Source organism: Streptomyces naganishii JCM 4654 (assembly GCF_014650575.1).
Lineage (GTDB): Bacteria > Actinomycetota > Actinomycetes > Streptomycetales > Streptomycetaceae > Streptomyces > Streptomyces naganishii.
This window is the reverse complement of the sequence record NZ_BMVF01000016.1, coordinates 20218-38432: the sequence shown is the minus strand read 5'-3', so window position 1 is coordinate 38432 and position 18215 is coordinate 20218. Positions and strand designations below refer to the sequence as shown.

The 18215-nt window shown below is 71.8% G+C and carries 18 protein-coding genes; 11 read left to right on the top strand and 7 right to left on the bottom strand.

Annotated elements, in window-relative coordinates; translation table 11 throughout:
* Positions 1–43: 43 nt before the first annotated feature.
* The gene (locus IE217_RS25760; protein WP_190180342.1) at positions 44–1318 is read right to left on the bottom strand and encodes an MFS transporter; all 1275 of its coding nucleotides are present in this window, start codon (positions 1316–1318) and stop codon (positions 44–46) included.
* An 80-nt stretch (positions 1319–1398) separates the two neighbouring features.
* Between IE217_RS25760 and IE217_RS25755 the strand changes: the two genes are divergently transcribed.
* The 3 genes from IE217_RS25755 (at position 1399) to IE217_RS25745 (ending at position 2813) form a co-directional block, all read left to right on the top strand.
* Positions 1399–1737 carry a YnfA family protein gene (locus tag IE217_RS25755; protein WP_190180341.1) on the top strand — a complete coding sequence of 113 codons (339 nt, stop codon included), beginning with the start codon at positions 1399–1401 and terminating at the stop codon, positions 1735–1737.
* A gap of 126 nt (positions 1738–1863) precedes the next feature.
* Positions 1864–2640: an SDR family NAD(P)-dependent oxidoreductase gene (locus tag IE217_RS25750; RefSeq protein ID WP_190180340.1), complete on the top strand. Its 777-nt coding sequence runs from the start codon at positions 1864–1866 to the stop codon at positions 2638–2640.
* Complete coding sequence (locus tag IE217_RS25745; protein WP_190180339.1) at positions 2640–2813, top strand: hypothetical protein; 174 nt, start codon at positions 2640–2642, stop codon at positions 2811–2813. The genes IE217_RS25750 and IE217_RS25745 overlap by 1 nt, the downstream gene beginning before the upstream one ends.
* A 32-nt stretch (positions 2814–2845) precedes the next feature.
* On the opposite strand, the gene IE217_RS25740 is transcribed toward IE217_RS25745, so the two are convergent.
* Positions 2846–4039: an RtcB family protein gene (locus tag IE217_RS25740; protein ID WP_190180338.1), complete on the bottom strand. Its 1194-nt coding sequence runs from the start codon at positions 4037–4039 to the stop codon at positions 2846–2848.
* Positions 4040–4246: 207 nt separating this feature from the next.
* On the opposite strand from IE217_RS25740, the gene IE217_RS25735 reads away from it, so the two are divergent.
* The 3 genes from IE217_RS25735 to IE217_RS25725 all read left to right on the top strand — a co-directional run bounded on the left by IE217_RS25735 (position 4247) and on the right by IE217_RS25725 (position 7511).
* On the top strand, positions 4247–5122 hold the full coding sequence (locus IE217_RS25735) for a DUF3558 domain-containing protein (RefSeq protein ID WP_190180337.1): 876 nt from the start codon (positions 4247–4249) through the stop codon (positions 5120–5122).
* A gap of 117 nt (positions 5123–5239) precedes the next feature.
* Positions 5240–6136, top strand: coding sequence for a DUF3558 family protein (locus IE217_RS25730; RefSeq protein WP_190180336.1), 897 nt, complete (start codon positions 5240–5242; stop codon positions 6134–6136).
* A gap of 136 nt (positions 6137–6272) precedes the next feature.
* A complete protein-coding gene (locus IE217_RS25725; RefSeq protein WP_190180458.1) occupies positions 6273–7511 on the top strand; it encodes a DUF2637 domain-containing protein in 1239 nt (412 codons plus the stop codon).
* A 63-nt stretch (positions 7512–7574) separates the two neighbouring features.
* Here IE217_RS25725 and lysS read toward each other — a convergent pair whose 3' ends face one another.
* Positions 7575–9341, bottom strand: coding sequence for a lysine--tRNA ligase (gene lysS, locus IE217_RS25720; RefSeq protein ID WP_190180335.1), 1767 nt, complete (start codon positions 9339–9341; stop codon positions 7575–7577).
* Between the two features lie 210 nt (positions 9342–9551).
* On the opposite strand from lysS, the gene argS reads away from it, so the two are divergent.
* Entirely contained in the window at positions 9552–11315 is a 1764-nt protein-coding gene (gene argS, locus IE217_RS25715; protein ID WP_190180334.1) for an arginine--tRNA ligase, read from the top strand.
* A 60-nt stretch (positions 11316–11375) separates the two neighbouring features.
* On the opposite strand, the gene IE217_RS25710 is transcribed toward argS, so the two are convergent.
* Entirely contained in the window at positions 11376–12716 is a 1341-nt protein-coding gene (locus tag IE217_RS25710) for a transcriptional regulator (protein WP_190180333.1), read from the bottom strand.
* 215 nt (positions 12717–12931) lie between these two features.
* Between IE217_RS25710 and IE217_RS25705 the strand changes: the two genes are divergently transcribed.
* Both IE217_RS25705 and IE217_RS25700 read left to right on the top strand, forming a co-directional pair.
* Complete coding sequence (locus tag IE217_RS25705) at positions 12932–13684, top strand: DUF4232 domain-containing protein (protein WP_190180332.1); 753 nt, start codon at positions 12932–12934, stop codon at positions 13682–13684.
* Between the two features lie 197 nt (positions 13685–13881).
* Positions 13882–14151: a hypothetical protein gene (locus IE217_RS25700; protein WP_190180331.1), complete on the top strand. Its 270-nt coding sequence runs from the start codon at positions 13882–13884 to the stop codon at positions 14149–14151.
* Here the strand turns inward: IE217_RS25700 and hemB are convergent.
* Positions 14115–15107, bottom strand: coding sequence for a porphobilinogen synthase (hemB, locus tag IE217_RS25695; protein ID WP_190180330.1), 993 nt, complete (start codon positions 15105–15107; stop codon positions 14115–14117). The two genes, IE217_RS25700 and hemB, sit on opposite strands and share 37 nt — an antisense overlap.
* A gap of 465 nt (positions 15108–15572) precedes the next feature.
* Between hemB and IE217_RS25690 the strand changes: the two genes are divergently transcribed.
* Together IE217_RS25690 and IE217_RS25685 are read left to right on the top strand one after the other, a co-directional pair.
* Positions 15573–16139 (top strand): zinc metalloprotease, encoded by a 567-nt coding sequence (locus tag IE217_RS25690; RefSeq protein ID WP_229865617.1) that lies wholly within the window; start codon positions 15573–15575, stop codon positions 16137–16139.
* Positions 16139–16819 carry a hypothetical protein gene (locus tag IE217_RS25685; RefSeq protein WP_190180329.1) on the top strand — a complete coding sequence of 227 codons (681 nt, stop codon included), beginning with the start codon at positions 16139–16141 and terminating at the stop codon, positions 16817–16819. The genes IE217_RS25690 and IE217_RS25685 overlap by 1 nt, the downstream gene beginning before the upstream one ends.
* 68 nt (positions 16820–16887) lie before the next feature.
* Here the strand turns inward: IE217_RS25685 and IE217_RS25680 are convergent, their stop codons facing one another.
* Positions 16888–17592, bottom strand: coding sequence for a hypothetical protein (locus IE217_RS25680; RefSeq protein ID WP_229865616.1), 705 nt, complete (start codon positions 17590–17592; stop codon positions 16888–16890).
* Positions 17592–18041, bottom strand: coding sequence for an RNA polymerase sigma factor (locus tag IE217_RS25675; protein WP_229865615.1), 450 nt, complete (start codon positions 18039–18041; stop codon positions 17592–17594). Before IE217_RS25675 ends, IE217_RS25680 begins: the two co-directional genes overlap by 1 nt.
* Positions 18042–18215: the final 174 nt, after the last annotated feature.

Genomic DNA, 18215 nt, shown 5'->3' with positions numbered 1-18215 from the left:
GCCGACGCGGCCGCGCCCCGGAGCGCCGCCCCGCGTCCCGTGCCTACACCGCGTCCGCGACCGCCGGCACCGCCTCCGCCTGCGGCGTCCGCTCGCGCCACGGCAGCAGCAGCGGGGTGGCGAGCAGCAGCAGGCCCGCGATGCCGATGGCGGTGCGCGGGCCGGCCGTCGCGGCCAGCAGGCCCCACAGGCCGGTCATCGCCGCGGTGGCCGCCTTGCCGGTGACCGACCAGGCCGACAGCACCCGCGCGGTCCGGTCGGACGGGGTCTGCTCCAGCCGGTGGGTGGTGAACACGGGGTTGAACACCGCGCAGCAGGCGATCAGCACCACCTCGACGCCCATCACCAGCGCCAGCCCGGCCACCCCCGGCCGCACGAACGCCAGCCCCACCGACCAGCACGCCCGCAGCACGCCCGAGCCCAGCAGCACCCGGCGCTGCCCGAACCGGGCGACCAGCGTGCGGGCCAGCCGCGAGCCCACGAGACCGCCCAGGCAGGGCACGGCGAAGGCGAGCCCGTACTGCCACGGCGCGAAGCCCAGCGGGCCCAGCATCAGCACGGCGAGCAGCGGCGAGGTCGCCATGATCAGGGAGTTCACCAGGACGGTGTTGAAGAAGAGCGGACGCAGTCCCGGGTGCCGGAGCACGAACCGCCAGCCCTCCGCGAGGCCCGCCGCCCGCAGTCGCGCACGTCCCTTCTCACCGCGCCCGGGACGCACGGGCCGCGGCTCGCCCCCGCCGATCGCGCGGATCCCGGCCGCCGACAGCAGATAGCTGACCGCGTCCGCCGCCACGGTCACCACCGGGCCGAACACCCCGACCATCAGGCCCCCGGCGGGCGGCCCCAGCACGGTCGCCGTCCAGGTGGTCGACTCGAACCTGCTGTTGGCGACCAGCAGGTCCCCCGGCGGCACCAGGTGCTTCAGATACGCGCCGCTCGCCGCGCCGAACGCGATGTCGGCCGCCGAGACCACCACCGACACCACCAGCAGCTGCCCGAACCCGAGCGCGCCGCACGCGTACGCCACCGGCACGCTCGCCAGCGCGGCGAACCGCACCAGATCCGTGCCGATCATCACCGGCCGCTTGCGCCGGAACTCCATCCACGGCCCGAGCGGCACCGCCGCCACCGCGCCCACCGCGAGCCCGGCCGCCGCGAGCAGGGACACCCGCGCCGACCCGGCGTGCAGCACGAGCACCGCGATCAGCGCGAACGCGTCGAAGGCCAGCCAGGACCCGAAGGTGCTGACCGCGTAGGCGGCCCACAGCCACCCGAACCGCCGCCCCAGCGTCCGCCTCGCGCCCGTGCCCTCGCCCACGCCCGCTCCTCCCTGGCCGCAACCCCGGCCATCCAACCAGAGGCGGAACCGTCGCGGCGGCCCGTGCGAAGCTGGCCCCCATGCCGATCCTCCGCTCCGCCGCCCTCTTCGTCGTCGCCGCGATCTTCGAGATCGGGGGCGCCTGGCTGGTCTGGCAGGGCGTGCGCGAGCAGCGGGGCTGGCTGTGGGCCGCGGGCGGGGTGCTGGCGCTCGGGGCGTACGGCTTCGTCGCCACCTTCCAGCCGGACGCCCACTTCGGCCGCATCCTCGCCGCGTACGGCGGGATCTTCGTCGCCGGTTCCCTGCTGTGGGGCGCGCTCGCGGACGGCTACCGCCCCGACCGCTGGGACGTGACGGGCGCACTGATCTGCCTGGCGGGCATGGCCGTGATCATGTGGGCACCCCGCAACGGCGGCTGAGCACGGACGAGGGCGGAGGGACGCCCGGGAGCGGAAGGGCGCCCGAGGGCCGGACGGCCCATCACGCCTCGAGCGGGGTCGCCTACCCTGGGCACGGACCATCGCCGTACGACCGAGGAGCAGCCCATGGCCACCGCCGCACCGTCCGCCGCCTCCCGCATCGCCGTCGTCACCGGTGCGAGCAGCGGCATCGGCGCCGCCACGGCCCGGCAGCTCGCCGCCGCCGGTTACCGCGTCGTGCTGACCGCCCGCCGCAAGGACCGTATAGAGGCGCTCGCCGAGGAGATCAACGCGGCCGGCCACGCGGCGACGGCGTACCAGCTCGACGTCACCGACCGCGCGGCCGTGGACGAGTTCGCCACGGCCTTCACGACCGTCGGCGTGCTCGTCAACAACGCGGGCGGCGCGCTCGGCGCCGACCCGGTGGCCACCGGCGACCCGGCCGACTGGCGCACGATGTACGAGACGAACGTCCTCGGCACGCTCAACCTCACCCAGGCCCTGCTGCCCAAGCTGGAGGCGAGCGGCGACGGCACGGTCGTGGTCGTCTCCTCCACGGCCGGCCACGCCACCTACGAGGGCGGCGCGGGCTACGTCGCCGCCAAGCACGGCGCGCACGTCCTCGCCGAGACCCTGCGCCTGGAGATCGTCGGCCGCCCGGTGCGGGTGATCGAGATCGCGCCCGGCATGGTCAGGACCGACGAGTTCGCCCTGACCCGCTTCGGCGGCGACCGGGAGAGGGCCGACAAGGTCTACGAGGGCGTGGCCGAGCCGCTGACGGCCGACGACGTGGCCGACACCATCACCTGGGCGGTCACCCGTCCCAGCCACGTCAACATCGACCTGCTGGTCGTCCGCCCCCGCGCCCAGGCGTCGAACACCAAGGTCCACCGGGAGCGGTGATGACGGACTCGACCACCCCCACCGGCGACGAGCGGCCCGACGACGCCGAACGGCGCCGCCTGGCCCTGGAGAAGAAGCGCGAGCGCTACGTCTGGTACTACCTCGGCTACTTCCTCTTCGGCATCCACGTGGTGGCCTTCGTGATGATCTTCGCGGTCCGCCACGCCAAGTAGGCCGGGGCCCCCGGCCCCCGAGGCGCCCCGCGTCAGCCCTTCACGCAGACGACCTGCCTGAGCCTGGCCACGATCTCCACCAGGTCGCGCTGCTGGTCGATGACCTGGTCGATCGACTTGTACGCACCGGGGATCTCGTCGACCACGCCGGAGTCCTTGCGGCACTCCACGCCCCGCGTCTGCTCCTCCAGGTCCTTGGTGGAGAAGCGGCGCTTGGCGGCGTTGCGGCTCATGCGCCGGCCGGCGCCGTGGGAGGCGGAGTTGAAGGACTTCTCGTTGCCGAGGCCCTTGACGATGTACGAGCCCGTGCCCATGGACCCGGGGATGATCCCGTGGTCGCCGGAGCCCGCGCGGATCGCGCCCTTGCGGGTGACGAGCAGGTCCATGCCGTCGTAGCGCTCCTCGGCCACGTAGTTGTGGTGGCAGGAGATCTCCGGCTCGAAGACGGGCTTCGCCTTCTTGAACTCCTTGCGGATCACGTCCTTGAGGAGCGCCATCATGAGCGAGCGGTTGTACTTGGCGTACTCCTGCGCCCAGAACAGGTCGTTGCGGTACGCCGCCATCTGCGGGGTGTCCGACACGAACACCGCGAGGTCGCGGTCGACCAGGTCCTGGTTGTGGGGGAGCTGCTGGGCCACGCCGATGTGGTGCTCGGCGAGTTCCTTGCCGATGTTGCGGGAACCGGAGTGCAGCATCAGCCACACCGAACCGGCCTCGTCCGTGCACACCTCGACGAAGTGGTTGCCGCTTCCGAGCGTGCCCATCTGCTTGACGGCCCGCTCCTGACGGAACCTGACCGCCTCGGCCACCCCGTCGAACCGCCCCCAGAAGTCGTCCCAGCCGGAGGTGGCCAGCCCGTGGAAGCGGGCCGGCTCGACCGGGTCGTCGTGCATCCCCCGGCCCACCGGGATCGCCTGCTCGATCTTCGAGCGCAGCCGGGACAGGTCGCCCGGGAGGTCGTTGGCCGTCAGCGACGTCCGCACCGCCGACATCCCGCAGCCGATGTCCACGCCCACCGCCGCCGGGCAGACCGCGCCGCGCATGGCGATGACCGAGCCGACCGTGGCGCCCTTCCCGTAGTGGACGTCCGGCATGACGGCGAGGCCCTTGATCCAGGGCAGCGTCGAGACGTTGTGCAGCTGCCGCATCGCCACGTCCTCGACGGTCGCAGGATCGGTCCACATACGGATCGGAACCTTGGCGCCCGGCATTTCCACGTACGACATATCGCCCTCATTCCCCCGGAAAAGTACAGAAGTCTCATATCGCAATACCGGCACCAAGGTCGACGAAACAGGGCATCGGACCGGCGTCCACGGCAGTGCGTGCGATACACATTGTCTCCAGGTGCCGCCCCCGCGCGGCAAGCGAATAACCTGCGGGGCCGCGTCCGTGCGAGCGGCCGCGCGGGCGAGACCGAGAGGAGCCTGACCGTGCTGCGGAAGGCGTACGTACCCGGCGCGGCCGCGCTCCTCGCGGCGCTGCTGCTGGGAGGCTGCACCGGCGGGTCGTCGGGCGACGGCCGGACGGACAACGCCAACCCCGGCGGCGCGGGCACGGCCACGGCGGCGGCCCAGCCGGGCAAGTACCGCACGCTGCCCGAGGCATGCGGCGCGGTGAGGCACGACACCCTCGACTCGCTGCTGCCCGGCATCAAGCAGATCACGGACGTGGACCAGCGCACCAAGGCCTACGAGGGCGAGGCGACGCTCACCTACGACACCGACCGCAAGGTGGGCTGCCGCTGGAAGGTGGAGTCCACGGACGCCACCGACCACCTCCACGTCGACTTCGAGCGGGTCGTCTCCTACGACAACGCCGTCAGCGACGACAGCCAGGCCGAGGCGGTCTTCGCCACCAAGCAGGCGGCCGCCGACCTTCCCGCGCCCACCGCCACGAGCCCCTCCGCCGGTTCGTCCACCGACGGTTCGGGCAAGCCGGGCAACCCGGGCGGACCGGGCGCCGGTACGGCCACCCCCTCGCCCTCCTCGTCCGCGGCCTCCTCCGACTCCCCCGGCTCCTCCGCCACCCCCTCCGGCTCCTCCTCCCCCAGCACCGACCCCGCCGACATCCAGCCCCGCACCCTGGACGACCTCGGCGACGAGGCGTTCATCGACGACACCCTCGGCACCTCCGGTTCGACGGCCCAGCAGCGCACCGTGACTGTGGCGTTCCGCACGTCGAACGTGATCGTGACCATCGAGTACGAGGAGCAGCCGGCGATGGTCGGAGTGGTCCCGGACAGCAAGGAAATGCAGGACAAGGCCCGGAAACTGGCGGCGCAGCTGGCGGATTCGCTCGGCGGTTGACGCTCCCGGACGGGCACTTGACGCCCCGGCACAATGCACGGGAAGCGACTTGCGCACCGCACTCAACGCGTACCGTGGCCCCCCGGACCCGATCCGACCGCAGGAACCACGAGCGTCATGAGTGAAGGAACCATGCAGCGAGCAGCCCAGCGAGACCACCACAGCGCCCCGCGAGCCAAGCGGCTGAACCGTGTCCTTGTCTGCGCGGCGGCCGTGCCCGTGATGTTCCTTGCCGCGGCCTGCTCCTCGGACTCCGGCTCGGGCGGCGGCAAGCAGACGCCCTCGGCCGACGCGAAGGGGCAGTCGAGCGCGAGCGCGTCGCCGACCGTGCAGGCGGCGGCGTACGGGAAGTTGCCGGACGCGTGCAAGGCGCTGTCCGCGAAGACGCTGGGCGATCTGGTGCCCAAGGGCGACAAGTCGGCCAAGGAGGGCGCCTCCAGCGATCTGTCCACGCGCGCGGGCTGCTCCTGGAGCAGCCTGGACAACAACGGCGTGAAGGGCTCGCAGTTCCGCTGGCTCAACGTCTCGCTGCTGCGTTTCGAGTCCGACGCCACGCGCGGCACGGGCGAGGCGCAGGCGCGGGAGTACTACCAGAAGCAGGTGCGGGACGCGACGTCCACGGCGGACGCGAAGAACGTGAAGTCGCAGCCGGTGTCCGGCACAGGCGACGAGGCGACGCTGGTGCGCTACGACCTGACGAAGAAGGAGGGGGCCTTCAAGCAGCAGACGGTCGTGGCGCGCGTCGAGAACGTCGTGGTCACCCTGGACTACAACGGCGCCGGTCTGGCCGGTGACAAGACCCCGGACGCCGACGACCTGTCGAAGTCGGCCCAGGCGGCCGCCAAGGAGGCGGTGGCCGCGGTGACCGCGGCCAACGGCGGCAAGGCCGGCACCGCGCCGGGCTCCTCGTCCTCCGCCTCGCCGTCCACGGCGCCGTCGAAGTCCGCCTCCCCGTCCAAGTCCGCCCCGGCGTCGGCCTCGCCGTCCGCGTCCCAGTCGGCCGCGAAGAGCTGACCGGCCAGGACCGGCCCGCGGAGGCGGGCAATCGGATCCGGCCACCCGTTCGCCGCACGGATGTGCCACTCTGTTGCGCGCAACAACACGCAATGGGAGGGGAGTACGAGTGGCCGCGCCACTGCAGCTGACTCGGATGCACCGCGTTCTCATCGGCGTGGTCGTGACGGGCGCCGTGATCATCGCCAGTATCGGCTTCGCGGGTTCGTACGCGGCCGTCCGTGAGCTCGCCATCAAGAAGGGCTTCGGGAACTTCAGTTACGTGTTCCCGGTCGGCATCGACGCGGGCATCTGCGTCCTGCTGGCCCTGGATCTGCTGCTGACCTGGATCCGTATCCCCTTCCCGCTGCTGCGGCAGACGGCCTGGCTGCTCACGGCGGCGACGATCGCGTTCAACGGCGCGGCCGCCTGGCCGGACCCGCTGGGCGTGGGCATGCACGCGGTGATCCCGGTGCTGTTCGTGGTCGCCGTGGAGGCGGCCCGGCACGCGATCGGGCGAATCGCCGACATCACCGCCGACAAGCACATGGAGGGCGTCCGCCTCACCCGCTGGCTGCTCTCCCCCCTGCCGACCTTCCTGCTGTGGCGCCGGATGAAGCTGTGGGAGCTGCGCTCCTACGACCAGGTGATCAAGCTGGAGCAGGAGCGGCTGGTGTACCAGGCGCGGCTGCGGTCCCGGTTCGGCCGGGCGTGGCGGCGCAAGGCCCCGGTGGAGTCCCTGATGCCGCTGCGGCTCGCGCGCTACGGCGTGCCGCTGGGCGAGACGGCCCCGGCGGGCCTCGCGGCGGCGGGGATCGAGCCCGCGCTGCTCCCGCCCGCGCCGCGCGCCGAGATGACGGCGGGCGCCCGGCAGGCCGTGGTGGGCGGTCCGGGCGCGCAGCGGCCGGTCGCGGTGGCCGAGCAGGAGCCGGTCGGGCCGGCCTACGAGGAGCAGTTGCCGCCCGACGAGCAGAGCCCCTGGTTCCAGGCCCACGCACAGGTCGACTACCAGGGCGGCTACGACCCGACGTACGACCCGGAGCCGGTGTACGAGGACTGGTACGAGGGCCGGCAGTCCGTGCCGCAGCAGCAGGGGCAGCGGTTCGAGCAGCCGTCGATGGAGGACACGGGCAGCTTCCCGATCCCGGTGGGCCCCAACCGCACCCGCGAGCTGGGCGAGGGCGGCGGCACGCCGGAGCCCGCGCCGCCGGACGAGGAGTCGTACTACCAGGTCTTCAAGCAGTCGATCAACGGCAGCTACCCGACCCCGCGCGAGTTCAGCGACAACGTCGAGGCGACGTACGGCGTCCCCGTCCCGGACGCCGAGGCCAAGAAGATGGTCATGCGCTTCCAGAACCGCCACACGGCGGAGCTGGAGGACGACCACATCGCGTAGGGCGGGACACCCGTCGCACGGGAAAGGGGGCCCTCACGACGAGGGCCCCCTTTCCTTCGGCGCTTACTCGCCGAGCAGCGTCCGCACCCGGTCCTGACCCACCGCGAGCAGCAGCGTGGGCAGACGCGGGCCGGTGTCGCGCCCGACCAGCAGGTGGTAGAGCAGCGCGAAGAAGGACCGCTGGGCGGTCTTGATCTCCGGCGGCAGCTCCTTGGGCGTGGCGTCGGCGGAGAAGCCGGCCTGGACCTTGGGCACGCCGTACACGAGGTGGGTGAGCCCGTCGAGGGACCAGTGCTCGGCGAGGCCGTCGAGCAGCAGCCGTACGGACTGCTGGGAGGGCTCGTCGAGGGACTTCAGCAGCTCGGTGTCGGGCTCGTCACGGACGATGGTGCGCTGGTCGGCGGGGACGTGGGTGTTGATCCACGCCTCGGCCTTGTCGTAGCGCGGGCGGGCCTCGTCCAGGGAGCCGAGCGGGTTGGCCGGGTCCAGTTCGGACAGGATGCGCAGCGCCTGGTCCTGGTGGCCGGCGGTGATGTCGGCGACCGAGGCGAGCGTGCGGTACGGCAGCGGGCGGGCGGTCCTGGGCAGCTCGCCGGCGGCGGTGCCGATGGCGCGGGTGTACGCGGCGACGTCACCGGGCAGCGCCGAGCCGTCGGCCACCTTGGCGGCCAGCTTGTCCCACTCGTCGTAGAGGCGCTGGATCTCCTGGTCGAAGGCGATCTTGAAGGACTGGTTGGGCCGGCGGCGGGCGTACAGCCAGCGCAGGAGCTGCGGCTCCATGATCTGCAGCGCGTCCGCCGGGGTGGGGACCCCGCCGCGGGAGGACGACATCTTCGCCATGCCGGAGATGCCGACGAAGGCGTACATCGGGCCGATGGGCTGCTTGCCGCCGAAGATGCCGACGATCTGCCCGCCGACCTGGAAGCTGGAGCCGGGCGAGGAGTGGTCGACGCCGGACGGCTCGAAGACCACGCCCTCGTACGCCCAGCGCATCGGCCAGTCGACCTTCCAGACCAGCTTGCCGCGGTTGAACTCGGCGAGCCTGACCGTCTCCGAGAAGCCGCACGCGGTGCAGGCGTACGTCAGCTCGGTGGAGTCGTCGTCGTAGGCGGTGACGGTGGTGAGGTCCTTCTCGCAGTTGCCGCAGTACGGCTTGTACGGGAAGTAGCCGGCGGAGCCGGAGCTGCCGTCGTCCTCGGACGCGGCGCCCGAACCCTCCTCGGCCTCCAGCTCGGCCTCGTCGACCTGCTTCTGCTGCTGCTTCTTGGCGGGGGCCTTCTTCGTGCGGTACTGGGCGAGGATCGCGTCGATGTCGCCGCGGTGCCTCATCGCGTGCAGGATCTGCTCGCGGTAGGCGCCCGAGGTGTACTGCTCGGTCTGGCTGATGCCGTCGAACTCCACGCCCAGCTCGGCGAGCGAGGCGATCATGGCGGCCTTGAAGTGCTCGGCCCAGTTCGGGTGCGGCGAGCCCTTGGGCGCCGGGACGGAGGTCAGCGGCTTGCCGATGTGCTCGGCCCAGGACTCGTCGACACCGGCCACGCCCGCCGGGACCTTGCGGTAACGGTCGTAGTCGTCCCAGGAGATCAGGTGCCGCACCTGGTACCCCCGGCGGCGGATCTCGTCGGCGACGAGGTGCGGGGTCATGACCTCGCGCAGGTTCCCCAGGTGGATGGGGCCGGAGGGGGAGAGACCGGACGCGACGACGACCACCGGAGCGTCAGCGACTGATGTCACTGTGCCCGGGGCCCGGCGCTCCGACTCCTCGATGACCTCATCCGCGAAACGGGAGACCCAGTCGGTGGTCTCGGTGCTCTGAGCCACGATCGGCACGTCCTTCTTTCTCCTTGGGCGGCCGGTACGGTCGCACGACTGACCGCTCCAGTGTCCCAGGCGGGGCCACATCCACGAAAACGCCTTTTCAACGCGTTGGACGGCCGCACGGCCCCGGGCGTTCACCCGCGGACCGGAAAATTCGCTTTACCCCGCATGGGATACTGGGTGGGTCTATCCATCCCCACGAGGAGAACGGCACCCATTCCTATGGCCTCGGTCACGTCCCTCACGTCCGCCGTCCACCAGCGCCTCGCGAACGCCCTCTCGGCCGCCCTGCCGCAGAGCGCCGACGCGGACCCGCTGCTGCGACGCAGCGACCGGGCGGACTTCCAGGCCAACGGGATCCTCGCGCTGGCGAAGAAGGCCAAGGCCAACCCCAGGGAGCTGGCCGCGCAGGTGGTCGCCCACGTCACCACGGGCGACGTGATCGGGGACGTCGAGGTCTCGGGCCCCGGCTTCCTCAACATCACGGTCACCGACCGGGCGATCACCGAGAACCTCGCGGCGCGGGCCGCCGACCCCGACGGCCGGCTGGGCGTGCCCTACGCGGAGCACCCGGGCACCACGGTCATCGACTACGCCCAGCCCAACGTGGCCAAGGAGATGCACGTCGGCCACCTGCGCTCCGCCGTGATCGGCGACTCGGTGGTCCAACTGCTGGAGTTCACCGGCGAGAACGTCGTGCGCAGGCACCACATCGGCGACTGGGGCACCCAGTTCGGCATGCTCATCCAGTACCTGGACGAGCACCCGCACGAGCTGGACCACAAGGCGTCCGAGGTTTCCGGCGAGGAGGCGATGTCGAACCTCGACCGCCTCTACAAGGCCGCGCGCAGGCTGTTCGACTCCGACGAGGAGTTCAAGACGCGGGCCCGGCGCCGGGTGGTCGACCTCCAGGCGGGCGAGCCGCACACGCTGGCCATGTGGCAGAAGTTCGTGGACGAGTCGAAGATCTACTTCTTCTCCGTCTTCGAGAAGCTGGACATGGAGATCCGCGACCCCGACATCGTCGGCGAGTCCGGGTACAACGACATGCTGGCCGAGACCTGCCGGCTCCTGGAGGAGTCCGGTGTCGCGGTGCGCAGCGAGGGCGCCCTGTGCGTCTTCTTCGACGACATCAAGGGCCCGGACGGCAACCCGGTCCCGCTGATCGTCCAGAAGTCCGACGGCGGCTACGGCTACGCGGCCACCGACCTCTCCGCGATCCGCGACCGCGTCTTCAACCTCAAGGCGAACACGCTGCTCTACGTGGTGGACGCCCGGCAGTCACTGCACTTCAAGATGGTCTTCGAGACCGCGCGGCGGGCCGGCTGGCTGGGCGAGGACGTGACGGCGTACCAGCTCGCCTTCGGCACCGTGCTCGGCAAGGACGGCAAGCCGTTCAAGACGCGTGAGGGCGAGACGGTCCGCCTGGTCGACCTCCTCGACGAGGCGATCGAGCGGGCCTCCGCGGTGGTGCGCGAGAAGGCGCAGGACCTGTCCGAGGAGGAGATCGCCGAGCGGGGCGCCCAGGTGGGCATCGGCGCGGTGAAGTACGCGGACCTGTCGACGTCGGCGAACCGGGACTACAAGTTCGACCTGGACCAGATGGTCTCGCTCAACGGCGACACCTCCGTCTACCTCCAGTACGCCTACGCCCGTATCCGGTCCATCCTCCGCAAGGCCGGCGCTGCCCGCCCGGCCGCCCACCCGGAGCTGGACCTCACGGAGGCGGAGCGGGCCCTCGGCCTGCACGTGGACGCCTTCGCGGAGACGGTCGCCGAGGCGGCGAGGGAGTACGCCCCGCACAAGCTGGCGGCCTACCTCTACCAGCTGGCGTCCCTCTACACGTCCTTCTACGACAAGTGCCCGGTCCTGAAGGCCGAGACCCCGCAGCAGACAGAGAACCGCCTTTTCCTCTGCGACACCACGGCCCGCACCCTCCACCAGGGCATGGCCCTCCTGGGCATCAGGACCCCCGAGCGTCTGTGACGACCGCCGGCCGCGGGCGCCACGCCCGCGGCCGCGGCTGACCTGATCCGCGGTCCGGACTCACTCGCCGGGGAACCTGACCCACGCGTCGCCGCCGAGCGGGTACCCGTAGTACGGCTTGCCCGAGCCGCTGGTGCGGAAGGGCTTGCCGTGGTCGTCGATGCGCACGGTCCCGCTGCGGCTGCCGCTGGACCAGTCCAGCTCCAGGTACCAGCTGACGTCGTGGCCGCTGGTGTGCGCGTTGACGTAGAAGACCTCCGGGTCGGACTCGCTGACCTTGTACGGGAAGTCCCGCTGACCGCCGATCGGGTGCACCAGCGGGTTGCCGAGGTCCAGCGAGACGTCGAAGGCCTTGGTGTTCACCTGGCCGCCGCAGCCGTCGCCCATCTCGAACTTGTTCCAGGCGGGCGGCGCGTCGCTGCGCACGATCCGCGCGTGCAGTCCGCGCAGCACCACCGTCCGCGCCCCGGTGCCCTGCACGGTGAGCGTCACCGTCTGGTGGTCCGCGGCGACCGCGCCGAGCGCGGTGGCCCAGCCGACCGCGTCCTGCTGGGCGGGCGGCGGCGGCACGTTGCCGGGACTGCGGTCCACCAGGAAGCTCTGGTCGCAGGGCGAGTCCCAGTAGTACGGGGTGGTGTCGACGGTGACCGGGACGCCGGCCGGGTCCTTGTCGTCGCCGCTGCCGCCGCCGGCGGAGTTCCGCCGTGGGACGGGCGCGGAGGCGGACGGTGAGGTGCTCGCGGTGGCGCCGCGGCCGGACGCGGAGGGCGAGGGGGACGCGCTCCGTCCCTGGGCGCCCGAACCCTGGGTGCGCGAGCCGGTGGGGGTGGGCGAGTGGGTCGAGGTGACGTTCGCCGCGTCCTGGGTACGGCCGTCCGGGTGCCCCGGCACCAGGTTCGCGACCAGGACCACGGTCGCGGCGACGGCACCGGCGCCGGTCGCGGCGAGGAGGGTGCGGGGGCGGTTCCACCGTCGCTTCCGGGCGCTGTGGCCCGTGAGGGTTTCGGCGGGGGCGGGCACGGGCTCCTGGGCCTCCTGGGCCGCGGGCTCCGGTTCCCGCCGGTCCGGCTCCGCCTCCCCGGCCCGCGGGTCCTCCTGCGGCTCATCCCGCGGGTCCTCCCGCACCTCTTGAGCCGCCTGAGCGGCGTGAGCGCTCCTCACGCCCCGCAGCGCGTCCGCGCGGACCCATCTGCGGTGCAGTTCGAGGAGTTCGTCGGGGGTCGCCCGGCACACCCGGGCCAGCCGTTCGACGGGCGCGTAGTCGGTCGGTACGACGTCGCCGCTGACGTAGCGGTGCACGGTGGACGCGCTCATGTGCAGGCGCTTGCCGAGCGCGCCGTAACTCAGTCCGGACCGCTCCTTGAGCTCGCGCAGCAGCCCCGCGAAGTCGTCCCCCGTCACCGTCTCTCCCTCTCCCGCGTACCGGAACCCCGTCCCAGGGAGATGACGTTCCTCCAGGTCACACTGGTTCCCGGCGTTCCAGTGTCCCTGGTCGTCCGGTGCCGCTGGCGGCCGGGACGACCGCTCCCCCAAGCTTCTGGTCATCCGAGCACCCCGCTCCCGGCGACGGTCGAGCGGCGTGCGATCAGCCACTTCGCACACACAGGGGTTCAGCCATGTCCGCACGCACCGCCCGCACGCACCGCACCCGCCTGTTCGCCACTACCGCGGTGGCGCTGGCGGCCCTGTCCCTGACCGCCTGCCAGGGCGACGACACCAAGGGGGCGGGCTCCTCCTCGTCCTCCGCGACCGCGAACGGCACGGGCGGCACCTCCGCCTCCCAGCCGGCGCAGGGCGGCGCCGGTTCGGCCGGGCAGTCCTCGAACACCTCGGGAACAGGCTCGAAGGGCTCGCAGGGAACGTCCGGCGCCAAGGGCTCAGCGGCCTCCTCCGGTTCCTCCGGCACGTCCGGCTCCGGCGGTGGCGGCAAGGGCGGCACCCAGGCCGGCCAGTCGTCCCGCGTCCCGGGCAAGTGCGGTGCCGCGAGCGTCCGTATCACCGCCACCGTGGTGTCCCGTCCGCTCAACCACCTGCTGCTGACGGCCACCAACACCGGCTCGAAGACGTGCCAGTTGCCCGCGTACCCGATGGCCCGCTTCGGCGAGGCGCAGGCCGTGCCGCCCGTGGCGGAGCAGACCAAGCCGCAGGCGCCGACCGAGCTGGAGCCCGGCAAGTCCGGTTACGCGGGCGTGCTGCTCTCGGCGGGCGACGGCAGCGCGGAGGGCGGGCACACGGTGCACACCCTGACGGTCCCCTTCGACGACGGTTCGATCGCGCGGGTTACCCTCCCCGCGAAGGGCGTCCACGTCGACAACAGCCTGACGGTGACGTACTGGCAGCCGAGCCTGGACACCGCCCTGGACTACTGACAGTCCCGGCCGGGCGTCCCGTACCGCATCCAAGGGGCACACCGTTCCCGCAGGTCGGACGGCATCCCGGCGTTCCGGTGTCCCACGTTCACGCTTCACCGTGGCGCCGGGAGGGCCGTACGGACCAGGCTGGGGCCCGACCAGGCGCCGCACCACCTCTCGTCACCAGCTCATGCCCGTCCACAGAGGGACCGACCATGCCCGCACGCCCCACCCGTGCACCCGCACGCACACCCGTACCCGGATCCGCGCGCACCGCGCGCACCCGCGCCCGGGTCCGGCTGCTCGTCGCCGCCGCGCTCCTGCTCACCGCCTCGGCCGCCCTGACGGGCTGCCACGACGGCGAGGGCGTACGGGACGAGGGGCCGTCCTCGGTGTCGTCGAGATCGCTGGGTCACCCGTGCGGGGAGCAGGCGCCGCCCCCGGCGGCTCAGCGGAGCTTCTGCGCGGCCTCGGTGGCCCAGTAGGTGAGGATGTTGCGCGCGCCGGCCCGCTTGATGCCGGTGAGGGTCTCCAGGATCGCCCGGTCCCGGTCGATCCAGCCCTTCTCGGCGGCGGCCTCGATCATCGAGTACTCGCCGGAGATCTGGTAGGCGGCGACCGGTACGTCGACCGCGTCGGCGACGCGGGCCAGGACGTCGAGGTAGGGGCCGGCCGGCTTGACCATCACCATGTCGGCGCCCTCCTCGAGGTCGAGCGCCAGCTCGCGCAGGGACTCGCGCAGGTTGGCCGGGTCCTGCTGGTAGGTCTTGCGGTCGCCCCGGAGCGAGGATCCGACGGCCTCGCGGAAGGGGCCGTAGAAGGCCGAGGAGTACTTGGCGGTGTAGGCGAGGATCGCCACGTCCTCGCGGCCGATCTGGTCGAGCGCGTCGCGGATGACGCCGATCTGCCCGTCCATCATCCCGCTGGGGCCCACGACATGGGCGCCCGCGTCGGCCTGGACCTGGGCCATCTCGGCGTACCGCTCGAGCGTGGCGTCGTTGTCGACGCGGCCCTCGGCGTCGAGGACCCCGCAGTGGCCGTGGTCGGTGAACTCGTCCAGGCACAGGTCGGACATGACGAGCAGCTCGTCCCCGACCTCGGCGCGGACATCGCGCAGCGCGACCTGGAGGATCCCGTCCGGGTCGGTGCCGGCGGTGCCGAGGGCGTCCTTCTTCTCCTCCTGAGGCACCCCGAAGAGCATGATCCCGGAGACCCCGGCCTCCACCGCCTCGGCGGCGGCCTTCTTCAGGCTCTCCCGCGTGTGCTGCACCACGCCGGGCATGGCGGCGATCGGCACCGGCTCGCTCACGCCCTCCCGCACGAACGCGGGCAGGATGAAGTCCGCCGGGCTCAGCCGCGTCTCGGCGACCATGCGCCGCATGGCGGGGGTGGTGCGCAGCCGACGAGGACGCGTACCGGGGAAGGATCCGTACTTCGTCATGCCCTCTACGCTACGCCCGCCACCGCCGTGCCTTTGCCGACGCGGAGTCGGCCCCGCACGGGCCGCGCACGAGCCCCGCACCGCTCGCACGCGGGCCGCGTATTGGAACGTGTGAGCGATTGAGGGGCCGGGCTGTCATCGCCCTCAAGTAGGAGCTCTTTACTCGTTCTTGGGGTCGATGCCCGGACCCGCGCTGTCTGTGAGGCTGGATCTTGATCACAGGCACGGCTCGCGCAAGCGAAGCAGCCGGTCAACGGGGGACCAAAAAGGGGGAACAGCACATTTCTGGATGCATGGCGACGCACTGCGCCGCGGTGCGCGGGACGCGTCGAGACCTGTCCGCGTCCGCACCGGCACCGGCGTCCGCACCGACACCGGCGTCGGCACCGGCATCCGCATTCCTTCGAATCCTTCCCTGAGGCTGCATCCGGCCATGCCGCATGCTCGATTCACGGAGGAGCAGTTTTGCAGCGAAGAGTCACACGCACCGCGCTCACCCGCACCTCACTCACACTCGCCTCGTGCGGCGCGCTGGCCCTGGCGGGCACGCTCGCCACGACGGCGCCCGCCTACGCGACGTACTACAGCGGGGGCATGCCCAAGCGGTCGTTCAGCGTGAAGACCGTCGGCATCAACAGCGAGTGGGTCAAGTACTTCGACACCGGCCGCAAGAACTGGAACAGCGCCGGCGTCGGCGCGAACATCCAGCGCAAGTCGAGCGCCAAGCCGAGTTACACGGCCGGCAACTACAGCGCCAGCTGGTACGGGCTGTACGCGCCCTCCGGTTCACGTTCGAGCCGGTCCTTCCAGATCAAGGTCAACGCCACGACCCTCTGGCGGGACACCAAGTCCATACCCAAGTACGACAAGTGGGTGCGCAGCACCACCACGCACGAGCTCGGACACGCGCTGAGCCTCGCGGACAACCCGAACACGAGCAAGGTCTCGCTGATGAAGCACAGCCGGGACCGCTCGAAGGTGCAGACGCCGCAGCCCTATGACAAGTCCGAGGTGAAGAGGATCTACAAGTGATGACCACCGCGAGACGGCACGTACTGATCACCGGGACGGCGATGCTCGCCGCGTTCGCCGCCGTGGGCTGCTCCGCGGACGGCACCTCCGCGAAGGGGGCCGGCTCCGCGCCGGCCGCGGAGACCGTGACGTACCACGCGGACTACCCCGCGTACTCCTCGCTCGACGAGGTCATCAGGAAGTCCGACGTCGTCGTCGAGGGCACGGTGCTCAGCAGCCGGGTGGAGAAGATGCTGCCCGACGCGCCAGCCGGCAACGACCCCGCCACGAACCCGCAGGCCGGGCTGTCGCCCGCCGAGGCGAAGAAGGCCAAGGAGGCGGCCGAGGCGGACCCGGTCATCGTGACCGTCTCCCGGGTGAAGGTGTCCCGGGCGCTGTCCGGGCACGTGGCCGCGGGTGACGTGATCGAGGTCAGCCAGCTCGGCGGCACCTACAAGGGCGTCAAGTACCGGGACTCGGACACCACGCTCCTCGCCAAGGGCGGTCCCCAGTACGTGCTGATGCTCGCCGACCACGGCAGCGGGCACCCGTACGACCTGGTCAACCCGGTCCAGGCGCTCTACGGCGTGAAGCAGGACGGCACGGTCAAGGCCGTGTCGCCCGCGGGCTTCGACGGCGCGGGCAAGGTCGGTCAACTGGCCGACAGGGCCCACCGGATCACGGCGAACCGTACGAAGTAGCCGCACCGGTCGGCTGGTGCGCCACGGAGAAGCGACCCGTGGCGCACCAGCGCAGCTCCTGCGTTCCGCTACCGCGGGCGGAGGCCGAGTGACCCGCGCACGCCCGCGCTGAGGCCGACGCGGTTGTCCTTCCCGGCGACGGGGGCGTCGCCGCGGACCTCGTACCACCCCTGGGTGGTGTTGACGAGGACGAAGCGTCCACCGGGTCCCTTGTCGAGCAGGAGGACGTACTCCTTCCCGGCGGTGAAGGACGTGGTCTCGGGCCCGCTACCGGGTGTCGTGTACGCCACCTCGATCGAGTCGCCCGGGGCCGCGCCCTTGGCGGTCGCCAGCACCTTCGCCGTGGCGACGGTCGTGTCGACCCCCTCGACGCTCTCCTGCCGCCCGTCACCGACCCGCGCCCGCACGATGAGGTTCGCGGCGTCCTCCAGCTCGGCGGTGCTCCCGTAGGAGGGCTCGTCGGCCACGGCGGACCCACCTGGCCCGGCGCCGGTGCCGCCAGCCTGGTGACTGCCGGAGCCGGCCGGAGACCCGCCGTGCAGACCGAGGAAGGCGCCCCCGACGGCGAGAACGGCCCCACAGGCGACGACGGCCAGGAGCAGCCCACGCCGGTCAGTCCGCCGAGCACCGGTGGCAGACACGACACTCCCGGACGTCTCGGCCCCCTGCGGCCCGACGAGCGCGGCCAGCTCACCCTCGGCCCGCGCCGACAGCTCCCGGCCCGCGTTCGGCGGCACCGGATTGACGCTCTGGATCAGGCCTTTCACACGCATCACACTGACTCCTCGGGCAGATCGTAGGCGGCGCGGAACGCTTTGCGTGCCCGGTGCAGCCGGACCCAGACCGCGGACGCGCCGCATCCGAGGACCTGGCCGGCCTCCTTGGCGCTGAGCCCGTCCCAGTAGCTCAGCAGCAGTACCTCGCGGTGCGCGGGCGCGAGCCGGTCGAGCGCGTCGAGCACGGCGTCGTCCCGCCGTGAGGCCGGAGGCCGCCCCAACTCGTCGGCGACCGCCCGGTGCAGCTCGGTGAGCCGGGCCACCGAGCGGTGGTGGTTGCTCAGCAGATTGCGCGCGGTGACGAACAGCCAGCCTGCGCGTATCTCCTGACCAGCCGTCATCCGCTCCCAGGCGGTACGGAAGACCTCGGCGGTCAGCTCCTCGGCCGTCCCCAGGTCACCGCACCGCCGGTGCACATAGCAGCACACACGCGGCCGCTCACGCACGTACAAGTCCGTGAACCGCCCGGCAAGTTCACGCCCACTCCGGGCCTCCAAGGTCTCCACACCTCTTACATGTCACGGAGGCGGCGGATCCTTACCGATCGCTCCAATGAGTTCCGGCCGGTCGAGTGAACGCATGAGCCCCTGGTGCAACCGATCGGGCCGGATGCTCATCCA